The 11,015-nt window shown below is 65.4% G+C and carries 14 protein-coding genes; 3 read left to right on the plus strand and 11 right to left on the minus strand.

Annotated features, from left to right (window positions below; genetic code table 11):
• Positions 1-163: 163 nt before the first annotated feature.
• Positions 164-736, plus strand: a complete 573-nt coding sequence (locus QMG73_RS29450) for a hypothetical protein (RefSeq protein WP_281901072.1) — start codon at positions 164-166, stop codon at positions 734-736.
• A gap of 187 nt (positions 737-923) precedes the next feature.
• On the opposite strand, the gene QMG73_RS29455 is transcribed toward QMG73_RS29450, so the two are convergent.
• From QMG73_RS29455 to QMG73_RS29505, 11 genes are all read right to left on the minus strand, one after another.
• Positions 924-1,472, minus strand: coding sequence for a barstar family protein (locus QMG73_RS29455; RefSeq protein WP_281901073.1), 549 nt, complete (start codon positions 1,470-1,472; stop codon positions 924-926).
• Positions 1,473-1,543: 71 nt separating this feature from the next.
• The gene (locus QMG73_RS29460; protein ID WP_281901075.1) at positions 1,544-2,257 is read right to left on the minus strand and encodes a GDSL-type esterase/lipase family protein; all 714 of its coding nucleotides are present in this window, start codon (positions 2,255-2,257) and stop codon (positions 1,544-1,546) included.
• 128 nt (positions 2,258-2,385) lie between these two features.
• The gene (locus QMG73_RS29465) at positions 2,386-2,949 is read right to left on the minus strand and encodes an aspartyl/asparaginyl beta-hydroxylase domain-containing protein (protein WP_281901077.1); all 564 of its coding nucleotides are present in this window, start codon (positions 2,947-2,949) and stop codon (positions 2,386-2,388) included.
• Positions 2,950-3,296: 347 nt separating this feature from the next.
• A complete protein-coding gene (locus QMG73_RS29470; RefSeq protein WP_281901079.1) occupies positions 3,297-4,337 on the minus strand; it encodes a CU044_5270 family protein in 1,041 nt (346 codons plus the stop codon).
• Positions 4,334-4,939 carry an RNA polymerase sigma factor gene (locus tag QMG73_RS29475; RefSeq protein ID WP_281901081.1) on the minus strand — a complete coding sequence of 202 codons (606 nt, stop codon included), beginning with the start codon at positions 4,937-4,939 and terminating at the stop codon, positions 4,334-4,336. The genes QMG73_RS29470 and QMG73_RS29475 overlap by 4 nt, the downstream gene beginning before the upstream one ends.
• 146 nt (positions 4,940-5,085) lie before the next feature.
• A complete protein-coding gene (locus QMG73_RS29480; RefSeq protein WP_281901083.1) occupies positions 5,086-5,247 on the minus strand; it encodes a hypothetical protein in 162 nt (53 codons plus the stop codon).
• A 145-nt stretch (positions 5,248-5,392) separates the two neighbouring features.
• The gene (locus tag QMG73_RS29485; RefSeq protein WP_281901085.1) at positions 5,393-5,797 is read right to left on the minus strand and encodes a hypothetical protein; all 405 of its coding nucleotides are present in this window, start codon (positions 5,795-5,797) and stop codon (positions 5,393-5,395) included.
• A gap of 412 nt (positions 5,798-6,209) precedes the next feature.
• Positions 6,210-6,743, minus strand: coding sequence for a hypothetical protein (locus QMG73_RS29490; RefSeq protein WP_281901087.1), 534 nt, complete (start codon positions 6,741-6,743; stop codon positions 6,210-6,212).
• Between the two features lie 50 nt (positions 6,744-6,793).
• Positions 6,794-7,048, minus strand: coding sequence for a hypothetical protein (locus tag QMG73_RS29495; protein WP_281901089.1), 255 nt, complete (start codon positions 7,046-7,048; stop codon positions 6,794-6,796).
• 101 nt (positions 7,049-7,149) lie between these two features.
• The gene (locus QMG73_RS29500) at positions 7,150-7,680 is read right to left on the minus strand and encodes a hypothetical protein (protein WP_281901090.1); all 531 of its coding nucleotides are present in this window, start codon (positions 7,678-7,680) and stop codon (positions 7,150-7,152) included.
• A complete protein-coding gene (locus QMG73_RS29505; protein WP_281901092.1) occupies positions 7,677-8,318 on the minus strand; it encodes a hypothetical protein in 642 nt (213 codons plus the stop codon). Before QMG73_RS29505 ends, QMG73_RS29500 begins: the two co-directional genes overlap by 4 nt.
• 308 nt (positions 8,319-8,626) lie before the next feature.
• Between QMG73_RS29505 and QMG73_RS29510 the strand changes: the two genes are divergently transcribed.
• Positions 8,627-9,316, plus strand: a complete 690-nt coding sequence (locus tag QMG73_RS29510; RefSeq protein WP_281901094.1) for a hypothetical protein — start codon at positions 8,627-8,629, stop codon at positions 9,314-9,316.
• Between the two features lie 888 nt (positions 9,317-10,204).
• Positions 10,205-10,945: a hypothetical protein gene (locus QMG73_RS29515; protein WP_281901095.1), complete on the plus strand. Its 741-nt coding sequence runs from the start codon at positions 10,205-10,207 to the stop codon at positions 10,943-10,945.
• Positions 10,946-11,015: the final 70 nt, after the last annotated feature.

Consider the following 11,015-nt stretch of genomic DNA (forward strand, 5'->3'; position numbering starts at 1 on the left):
CTCTAGGATCGCCTCGCCTGTCCACTCAGAACGGAGCATGATGTCCGAGCCGCCCGCTTCAGCACCAGGTCCCAATGTTGTTCCTGGTCTGCCGTCCTTTCCTCCCAGCGGGGTTGCTTTTACCCCGCCGTCCGAGCCCCGCAAGTCACGCACGGGCATGATCGTGGCAATCGTGCTGGGCGTCGTGCTACTCCTCTGCGTTGGCGGTTCACTGTCGGCCTACCTGCTGTTGAAGGACGACGTGGGAGAGGTCGTCGAGGCGACCCAGACCCGGGTGGTTGTACCGGAGACGCTGAACGGCCGTCCGAAAGCCACCGACGCGGACCTGCAGGGCAAGCTTGACGCCAGCATGGCCGGGATGCGCAAGGCGCTGCCCAGGGCCACGAGCAGCGTTGGACAGGCATACGGTAAGAAGCGCGCGGATGGGCAGTACGAGGAGCTCATCCTGGTGCAGGCCGTCTCCAATGTCACGCTTGATCCGCAGAAGGCGCTAGACGAGGCGCTGCGCGGCCTTCAAGGCGCGGGTATCCAGGCCGACGGTCTGACACCGGTCGACCCGGGCCCGTTGGGCGGTCACGCCCGCTGCGGCGATAACAAGGTCGGGCAGGTCGAGATGGCGATCTGTGTCTGGATGGACCGCGGCAGCTTCGGATTGATCACCTACTACTTTCACTCCGCCGCCGATCTGCAACGCGAACTGGTAGCCATCCGTGGCGCCGTCCAGCAGCGGGCTTGACTCCTCCCGCTGTATCACCGCGGCCCGGTCCATCCGACCGGGCCGCGATTCTGCGTATTGGTGGACCTGGCGGGCCTCGGCTGCCGTAGATCCCAGGCGCGGACGGTGGCGAAGACGTCTGCGGCGATGGCGGCGCCCGCTTCTGCCTCGAGGCCGGCGTCTCGGGTGTTCCCGTATCGTTGTGCCTTCACGGGATCCGCGGTGGTCGACGTGCGCTGGTCCGGTGTGTCATCAGCTGTTCGTGTCGGTTCCAAGCGACGTGTTCGGCGCCCACGGCGCGCAGTTGAAGGTCCGGTTCGTCGGTCTTGATCAGGCAGATGAGCCGCCGGCCGAACAGCAGATGCCATCGTGCCATGGACGCGAGGAGATCTAGTAAAACAAGCGAGTCCGAGGCACATTGTCGAGGGGCGAGGTCAAAGCCCGCGAGCACGACGACCGCCAGTGGCCGCGCGTCGTGCAGTAGATGGTCGGCGAGGCCGTCTGCGAAACCGTCCCAGGACGCCCGCCCATATCCGGCTGGCCAATCCGGAACAGCCTCGATGACCGCGTCGCGGACCGCATCGGCGTCGCCGCACGTCGCGAGATCGACGTAAATGGCTGCATAATCCAAGGCGGTGAGGTCGGCCAGGAGCCGATCCACCGACCAACGATGCCGGTACAGATGGATGTGTCCAGCGTTGAGCAGGAGGAAGTCCTCGGGATGCGTTCCACGCACGCTGTCATCGAATACCGGCACAGCGGCACCGTACGCCGGGTCCCGCCATCGATCCTCAGCGCAAGACGTCCTGTCATGCCGCGATCGGTGTGTCAGGACGGTGGGAGCCAGTCGCCGTGCGTGACCGCGTCCCACCAGGCGGCGCGGATCTCGTTGGCTCCCCACGCGTTGGGTTCGATCACTCCGCAGTACCACAGATTGCGGTTGGCCGGCCGGGAATCAGCCGCCGCCGGGTCGCCGCCATGGACGCCATGACCGAGGAAGTGACCGTGGACGTCTGCGACGATGGCGTCATGCCGGCCGGCCAGCTCGACTAAGGCCGCGTTCAGCGCCCGGACCAGGATCGGGCCCTCTGGCCAGGGTTGCAGGCCGGAGCCCGGCACCTGGCCGGTCCCGTCGCTGGGGTCGTACACCGTGGTGAGTACGACGCGGCCGCCGGTACCACACAGTGCGCGCAGCCGCAGCAGGATGGCCTCGCCGATCGCCGTCACCCGGCCGATGGCGGCGTGGGCCGCCTGGTTGTCACCGTAGGCGCCCATGAGGTCGTTGCCGCCCATCGTGACGGTGGCCAGCACCGGCGCCTGGGTGATGAGAGGAAGTTGGCGCTGCAGGACGTCGATCACCGTGGCGCCGTCACGAGCCAAGATCTGCGCCTCAACGCCATACGTGGCAAGGTCACGACCGGCCCAGTCGGGAAAGTCGCTGTCGCGGTTGCGGTGCAGCAGGCTCGCCGCACCCCGACCGGGGCCGCCGGCGTAGTCGTCGATGGACATCGAGTCGCCGATCGCGACGTACACACCAGACACGAACGCTGATCGTCGCCGGTCGCCCGCCATTACGCCACTGAATTCCGTGTCGTCCCTGCCGACCTCCTCCGTCGTCGCTTGTGGACTGACTCTCGACAAAAATGATGTGCGGCGGCGAGGCTGGTGAGCTACAGCCGTGGTTGGGTTCGGCGGTGTACCTGGGCTGCGACGTCGGTCGGGAGTTCGTCGAGTTCGTCCATGCTTCGTCCCGGGCGCAGGAAGTCGAATAGGAGCACGGTGCGGATGCCGGTAGTGCGGTTCCAGGCTTCGTGGTTCACGGTGTCGTCGAAGACGAACAGGTCGCCTGCCTGCCAGCGGCGGGTCTGGGTGCCGACCCGTAGTGCGCAGTCGCCGTCGGGCACGACCAAGCCGAGGTGGGCGCGGTAGACGGTGGTGACCCAGCCTTCGTGGGGCTTGATCGTCGTACCCGGGATCATGCGGGAGAAGCCGGCAGTGGTCAGGCCGGGAACGTGCTGCAGCGCCTGTGCGGTGCGTGGGCAGGCGGCCAGTGCCGCGTCGATGCGCGTGCCGAACGCGACCAGTCCGTACACGCTCCAGCCATGGTCGTACATGTCGCGCTGCACCCATGGCTCAAAACTGTCCTGAGCCAGCGCGAGGCACTCGTCGCGGATGTCGCGCCAGCTACGGCGCAGGTGCGCCAGGAACGGAAACTGCTGTGTATCGATGAACATGCTGCCTTCGATCCAATACCGGACACCGTGGGATGGACTCCAGACGCGCCGATTCGTGGAGACGTGCCTTGGCGGTCCGCAGCTCCATTGTGCACATGACGCCACCGGCATGGAGTTGCCACGAACGCTGTGCCGACGGCAGAGCCTATCGTTTACCAAGATCACGCACTGCCAAGCCGTCGAACGTGTGCGGCGGTCGGGACGCCCTCGCGTGGCGGAGGCTTATCCGCGTTGGTCGGCGTGGGCCCGGGCGATGATGCTCCGCCTTGGTCTGGCAGGTAGCACGAGGGGCTGTGGCCGCGTCGGGCTCCCTTCGCGTCCACGGCTCGAACCTGTGCCGCAGGAAGTCATTTCATTGCGTCCGCGTATCCCTGGTCGAGGTAGAGGATGTAGCTGAACACGGCGGGCGTTTTGACGTGCACCTGGTCCGGCGCGACGAGCATTAGCGACTCGTGCGCTAGAAGTTGCCCGGTCCTGTCGTCGAAGATCAGCAGGTCCCGGTTCTTGCCCGTGGTGCCGTTGGTCGAGTCCACGCTGATCGCCGTACCCGCCCGGCCGAGCCGGTCGGCGACGTGCCCGCGGTACAAGACACTGTTCACGTCGGCGAGCACGCGCAGTACGGCGATCGCCGCTGGCCTTGACACCACCTGCGACCGGTACAGATCCGCCACCGCTCGCAACGCAGACTGGGGGCCATTGATCTGCGGCTGCCGCGCATACAACGCGGCCCGCAATGCTGGAATCGATGTTGGAACCGGTTCGGCGACCACCGGCAAAAACCGTCCCGCAGAGAACTCGGTCACCTGCGTTGCCAGAGGCGACCCAATGGGAAACCCGGAGGTGCGTGTCCCTGGTGGTTCAGCCGGCAACGTTGCCACTGACAGTCGCCCGGCCCCATCCGCGCTACGCCACTTCTGCTCCCGCTGTGGGACGATCTGCACCGCCGTGCGGCCTTCACCAGCGGCCATGTCCAATGCCCACAGTTTCACGTCTACGTATTCGAACCGCCCAGGCCTGTCCTCGGACGGATCACGACGGGCCTCTATGGACAGACGATCCGCCAGATCCCGCAACACTCCGCTGGCTGAGTCTGCGCCGGACTCATACTGCAAAGCAAGCGGAGCGGGTGTCGCCGCGACCGCTGGCTCACCACTCACTCCGCCGTACACCACACCAGCCACTACCACGGTGGCAGCCGCAATAATTGGACCCCACCAACGCAACCAAGGCCGATCTCGCATCACAACGGCGGCCGACGAACTCACCAACTCGCCGCTAGACGCCTTCGACTCGTCTGCCCACACCACCAGCGGAGGCTCCGGCCACTGACGGACACCCGTTGCCGGATCCAGCTCAGTCACTAGATCGAACATCGACTGCTTACTCACTTCAGCACCTCCTTACTCTCGGCAGTACCGCGAACCTGGCCAGACACGCGGGTAAGAGCGTCGGCTTGTCTGTCCGCCGTTCTACCCAAGCCCGGTCCCGCCGCCATCCGCCGTTCCAGCCGCCGTCGAGCGCGATGCAACCGCACCGCCGCAGCACCTCGATTACAACCAAGCGCTTGGGATATTTCCGTCACCGTCAGACGCTCCCACGCTGCCAATAGCAACACTTCACGGTCATCGGCGCTCAACGTGCTCAACGCACCCACCACATCGTGGAGATGATCCACAAAACCGAACTGGTCTTTGCCATCCCATAGATCCACATCCGGGATCTCATGAAGCCCGATCTCCCGACCGCCGGAACGACCCGACTTCACGTAGTTCGCCAACACGCGACGGGCCACGCCATACAACCAGGGCAGACCGCCACCCTCCGCTCGATCCCAACGCCGCCACGCGATCAGGAACACTTCCTGAGCCAGCTCCTCAGCTACCCCCATGTCCAACGTCCGCCGATACTCGTACTGAACAATCCTCACGTAACAGGATCGGTAGAGCTGATCAAACGTCCGCCCGTCCTCGCTACCGGAATCCAATGCCACCCCTTCCACTGCTCAGCCCAATACGACCCCTACCAATGCTTATGTGGCCGGCGCTCCAAGCATTACAACCACCACGCTGCCATCCCTCGCGGCACTGCGGGCATGGTCCGGGACAGCGACGGCTCGGACGGTCCCCGTCGCGCCCACTACGTCGGCGCCGTCAACAGGATTCGACGGGTCGACCTGCGCGCCTTGCCCGCACGCCCGTACTCGTCCGTAAGGCCGTCGCCGAACATCTCCTCGCGGACGCCCAGGCCCTGGCCGCGCTCCTGCCGACAGAGGACCTCGATCGCTCGGATCGCTGTCACCTGCTCGCGACGATCGCCGCCATCCGATGGACAGCAGGGTGCTTCCCGCCGGATGCGCCGCGGACTCTTGCGCAACCTGGTCGCGCGGGACCTATGAGCCACGCCATCGGGTCAGATAACGGCAGGAGGGATTGTTTCTGCCGCGTCAGGATCGTCCTGCGGGCCCGCCACCAGCCCGCCACTGCTCGGCCAACTCTGCCGCCGCTTGCACATCAATGACTGGGTCTGCCGTCTCCAGGATGATTTCCGACCTGAGCGCATACCCCTTGCCGACGTAGTACTGCTCGCCGCCGCTGATCAAAGCAACCGGCACGTCCAGGCTCGACGTAAGCGTCCACGGTGTCGGTCCGGTGGCGAACGCCAGCGTCACGTGGCTCCAGTACGGCCAGCACCAGGCCAACGAACTGGCCATGACGGCTTCCACCAGACGCGCATTGACCGGACGTATCCACGTCTTACCAGCCCTTGACTGGTCATCGAAGGTCTGCGCACTGGCAAGGACATCGCGCCAGCGCTGATCCCGGTTCCAGAGCGGATCCGTCGCAGCCACAACGGCAGTATCTACCACCTTGTCGTGCCGGTGACTTGGAAACCGCCTCGGAATTCCGGTGCCCTGCGGTCGATGGCCCTCGGGCCTCGATGGGCCTCGCTACTCTTCTGTGGTGAGGCGCGATGGGGAGAACGTCCAGCGGCTCCAGGTTCTGACGGCGATGGCGCGAGCGATGCACGCCTCTGGCGCTGATGTGGATCGGATAGCTGAGGAGCTGCTCCGACGCTCTGATTCGCCGGTCTTGGTGATCAAGGCTGTTGCCGACGCGACCGGCCTGGGTTTGGGCGATGCCAGGTGGGTTGTCCATCGCAACCTCAACGCGGAAGTTCGCGAGGCCGCGGAGCGTCTTTGGGACGAGTTGCTCGACAGCGTTGCCGGCCTTCGGGGTGTTGATGGTGCGCGGCGCGTTTGGCTACGGTTTGGTGTTGGACGGATCGGGTAGGCCGGCCAGGATTCGCCATGGCTGGGGCTCGAATGGGCCTTTGTCGAGGATATCCGCCAACATCGCCGTGCCGGCGGTGAACGCATCGACCATTTCGCCGCTGTTGGTTACATGCCATTGTGTACGACGGACTTGATGCATGTTGTGGTCCTGGATGCACCAGCAGGCCACCTCCACCGCTGCGTTCACGGTGACCTTCGATGATGGCGACCAGGCGATGTCGAGCGTCAGTTCGAGCCAGTCCGCGCCGGTAGCGTACAACTGGATCGTTGCGTCGACGAGCAAGTGGTAGACCCCGAATTCACCGGCCGTCTCTCCGGGCTCGGTGGACGTCGGCGGTGGCTCAGTGCCGGGATACCAATGCCAGGCAACCCGGCCGGCGGCCGATCGGTGGCTGTCAAGTTTGTGGGCGAGCGTTCGTAGGTCGTCCTCAGCGTCGAGATACTCAGGCGAAAGCACCTCGCGCAGCGGGACGCTTGTCATCGATGGAACCGGTCCGGCCATGCTCCGATAGTGCACGAGGGCGCGTTTGGGAGACGTTCGACGGTTACCGTTCAGGCAGGACCACCGGTGTCGCTCATGGCGCCGTAGTAGGTGGCTGTGTCGTCGTTGCCAGATCCTGTGCCACGAATGCTGCCCCGAGAGCGACGACGCTGCTCGCGTGCCATCCGCTTGATGGCACTCTGCGCGGTCTGGCTCGTGTCGACGTCGCGGGCTCTGCGGTAGCGGCGTAGAAGTAGGACTGCCAGGAAGATCAGCGGCCCTCCGGTTAGGAGCAAGCCGACTGTGGTGATGACCGGAGCAGGCATGGCAACAGGGTAGAGCGAGGGTCCAGGTCGCGTATCAGGTCGACCACGCCATGGTCACCCCGCGCCGTCCCCAATCCTGCCAATGCGCGTTCGCTGAAGGGTTAGTCGAGCCAGGCCAGGGCCGAGTCGATCTGCTGCCCGGCTCGTAGGTGCGAGTCGTGGCGGGTTGGTTCCAGGTCGGCGGCGATAGCCAATATCTGTGAGCGTAGATCGGCGATGGTTTCGGGAACGTTCTGCGGGTCGGTTGTATCGCAGGCGGCCAGGGCGCGGGCTGTGTGTCGGTCCGCGATCGTGACGGCCACGTCGTTGACAAGTTGGGCCAGCACCGTGGTGCCGCCAAACGTTAACGCTAGTACCATCGGCTCGGCTGGATCCGGTACCGCGAGCAGTATGGCCACGCACGTGATCGCCTGTACGCCGATCATCAGGAATGCCTGGGCCTGCTGTCGGCGAGTTCCGGTCGGCATTTCGATGCTCTTCGCGGCCGCATAGAGCCAGTCGGCGGCATGCTCCAGGTGGCTGATCGTGTCATGGTCGTCAGGTCCACCGTGGAGCTCGGCGTGTTGGCGTTCGACGGCGGCCCGGATCGCTGTTTCCGCGGCTGCGTACAGTCTGCTGTCGATACGGCTCATCGCTGGTGTTCCACTGCACGCAGCCACGTTTCGAACGCGTAGATCGCCTGGCAGACGCACCGATCGGCCAGGCTGGCGAAGTACACCCCCGTGTTGCGGTGGCGTAGCCAGTTGAATCCGGCGGTGGACCGGGCGGCGTATCCGAACCGGTCTGCGGCGGCGCGGCGCCGCATCGTCACGGCCAGCATCGACCGGGTGGTGCCCAGCACGTGGAGGACCTGTTCGGCCGGGGTGATGTCGGTCGGTGTCTGCACCCTGAACGGTGGGGCTGTGGCAAGTCGTCGCTGATTGACGCGGTTCGTCAACGCCAGGTTGAGCTTGGCGAGCGGCCAGATCATCGCGAGGATCGCCAGCGTCGTGGCCGAGATCGTCCATCCGGCCGACAGACCGGTCCGGCCGCCGACCGTGGCGATGATCCATGCGGTCAGGGCGAACAGCGGTGCGTAAACCCGGGTGTGTGCCCAGGGTGAGGACCCACCGGCTGCGCGAGTGATAGCGGTGATCGCGTCCTCGATCGAATCTCGCCCGTCCGTTATCTGGGGGTGGTCCTGGTTCTGGGCAAGGGTGGCTGCTCGCCTGGCTGCCTCGCCAAGCAGGTACCGCACCATCGCCAGGTCGGTGTTGTCGCGACCACTCACGCCAACAGAGTCGCAGAGGGCAGCCACCTGCGGATACCGGGGCCTCATACCGTTTCAGCGTGGCGGTGCTGGATGGGTATCTGGCGTTCCTAGCGGCGCGGCACGGCCCTGAGCGCCACCTGGTTCTGAGGTCAGCCCCACGCGCGCCGGCATCCGGATCTGCCGCGACCCGCTCATACTGAAGGTGACGGCTGGTGCCGCTCGCGGGCGTCCGGTCGCCGATGCCAGTGTTGGTTCTGCTGCACGTACGCCCCTCGCGGTTGCTAATCGGGGTTGTATCTGGTGTCGGCGTCGGCACAATGGTGGCCGTGGAGGAGCAGGCAGCGGGGTTGGTGGAGTCGGCTCGGCGTGATGGTCCGTATCTGGTGGTGGCGCTTGATGGGTTCACGGTTCGGTTTCTGCTCGGTGACGACGACCCGGCACTGACGGAGAACGGTGACGCCCATGTCGTGATGGCCGATGGCACTACCCGGTCGGTCACCTTCCTCACACCTCGAGCGATCCAGCGGGTGCTGGATCGCTGGCACGATACGGGTGAAGCTGGTCGTGGCAGCTACTTCTGGGCCGCGGACATGGTGGTCATCCCCAGGCCAGGCATACAGGCCGTGGTCTCTGCCGTTGCCGAGCTGGTTCGCTCCGGCGAAATCCGCGCCGCCTGCCAGGTCCTCACCGGACACCACGACGAGGCGGCACTGACCGGCGCAGACCTCGACCAGATAGAGCACCGTGCCATGCTGGCGACACGGGGGCCGTGGGAGCCGCGGCTGGAGACGCGGTGGGGCACCGGCGGCGCGAGCTGTATCGATCTCAACCCCGGTCGAGACGAGGATAACGAGCTCTTCCTCACCTACGCGCCGGACAATCGGGTCAGCCCGGACACCCAATTGGACGCCGACGTGGACTTCATCGCGCATGCCCGCACCGACGTACCCAAACTCGTTGCTGAGGTTCGCCGGCTACGTGCGCATCGCGACCAGGACCCGATCGTTTCCGCGTAGGGAATCATCGACAATCGCCCGCCGCCCAGGAACTTGCGTCGGAGCGCCCGGTAGCGCCACTTTCATGGGACCGACACTCTTCGAACACATCGACTGTGCATCAACACGTGCCGATCTGCCGATTAAGTCCGTCGGCTTGGAGGCGTTGGCGAGGCTACGATCACCGGCTGTGGCGGTATCGGTATGGCATCGTCCGGCTTGTGGTGGGCGGTCGCGACGGTGATCGTCGTCCTTGTTGCCTGTTGGTCTGCGGACGTGTACTTGGAGGTTTCCGCTCGGGACGAGCGACGTCGGGCTGACCAGCGTGCCGCTACCTACCTGGGGTTGGTGGTGGCGGGGGACAGTGGCAAGGCCAGGTTGATGCTCTGTGGTGGGGACGACGTGAACCCGGCTCAGCTTGATGACACGGTGCGACGGGAGTGGACAGGGCAGCGGGTCACCTCGTTTGCTATATCGGGGGCCCGAAACTGGTCCTCGATCGACGGTCGCGGGACGGTCTACGGTGTTGACCTCACGTTCTCTGACGGGGTGACCGCGTCGATCGACGTGGTCGTAACGGTCATCAGCGATGAACCGTGCATTGGCACGGAGATCCCCATGTGAATCGGCTCAGCTGCCGAAGTTGCCTGACGCCCGGGGCCTTCGTTATTCCGGAGCTCGTCCGAAGTAGTCCGCCGCGACGCAGGCGGATGCCCGGGTCGCGGGTGGTCTCGGTCATCTACACGTACAGCTTGCTGAAGACGGAGTCCTAGCGTGAGTTCCGGTGAATGCTCGGCCGGTGTTCGCCTACCACCGAACACGGGGCTGGGTAACACGTTCCGGATGACCCGGTAGGGTGGCGCCTCCGGCGGGCGTACGTTCTCCGTATCCTCGAAGGCGATTATCTGAATGAACCTCGATCTGATGTCCGCGCGGTCTCGCCTGGAGGCTGCGCTGGATGGGTTGGCAGTCACTTTCCGTGGGATGACAGCCAGGGCCGATGAGTACAACTGTGAGTGTCATTGGGGCGGTGCGGAGGAACTCGCGCTGCTGAAACTGCCGGACGTTGCGCTGGAGCCCGATCTGCTGCGGCGTACGTGGCAGGCGCCTGACTGGAGCGATCACGCGTCGGTGTTGCGGCGGATCCTGCCCCAACTCGCCGCGGCCCTCGTTGACGGGCGGGTTGAGCCGGTGTTCGGCATGTCCGAGGCTGGACTTTCGTTCGCGCGGGGCCGCTGGCAGCAGTGGCCGGAGCGGCAGGTTGCGGCGGCGTGGGAGTTCCTGCACGCCTGGTGGGCATACATCCTGATCGATCCGGATCCCAGGGTGCCCGCGCACGAGATCTTCGCGCTGTTCGCTGAGGCGTCCGGCACCCTTGCTCCTTGGCTAGGCGCCTGGCAATCATTGACCCACCAGGCAGCAGACCAGCGCCTGGCCGAGGCGGTGGCCCACTGGCGGGATGCCCTGCTCCATGACCGGCTTCCCTGGATTAGCGCGGGGGACGAGGACGCTATGCGAACCGAGCTCACGGGCTGGCTGGTCCGCTACGCGCCGTCCCGTCTTGTGGCCTGCGGTGTCGAGGACGATTTGCTCCACTGGATACGGCTGTGGGCCTCAACACCCCTGTTGTCGACGCCGCGTGAAAACTGAGCCGTAGTCGGCGGGTGAAACCTGAGCACCCTGTGTACGGCTTGGGGTGTGATCAGCGTGGAGGACTGGG

The organism is Phytohabitans aurantiacus (assembly GCF_027923225.1).
Taxonomy (GTDB): Bacteria; Actinomycetota; Actinomycetes; order Mycobacteriales; family Micromonosporaceae; genus Phytohabitans; species Phytohabitans aurantiacus.

Bases quoted from the DNA above. Each gene is read 5' to 3' on its own strand.
- QMG73_RS29465 (WP_281901077.1), bottom strand. From the start codon at position 2,949: ATGTTCATCGATACACAGCAGTTTCCGTTCCTGGCGCACCTGCGCCGT.
- QMG73_RS29490 (WP_281901087.1), bottom strand. From the start codon at position 6,743: ATGGCCGGACCGGTTCCATCGATGACAAGCGTCCCGCTGCGCGAGGTG.
- QMG73_RS29495 (WP_281901089.1), bottom strand. From the start codon at position 7,048: ATGCCTGCTCCGGTCATCACCACAGTCGGCTTGCTCCTAACCGGAGGG.
- QMG73_RS29500 (WP_281901090.1), bottom strand. From the start codon at position 7,680: ATGAGCCGTATCGACAGCAGACTGTACGCAGCCGCGGAAACAGCGATC.
- QMG73_RS29515 (WP_281901095.1), top strand. From the start codon at position 10,205: ATGAACCTCGATCTGATGTCCGCGCGGTCTCGCCTGGAGGCTGCGCTG.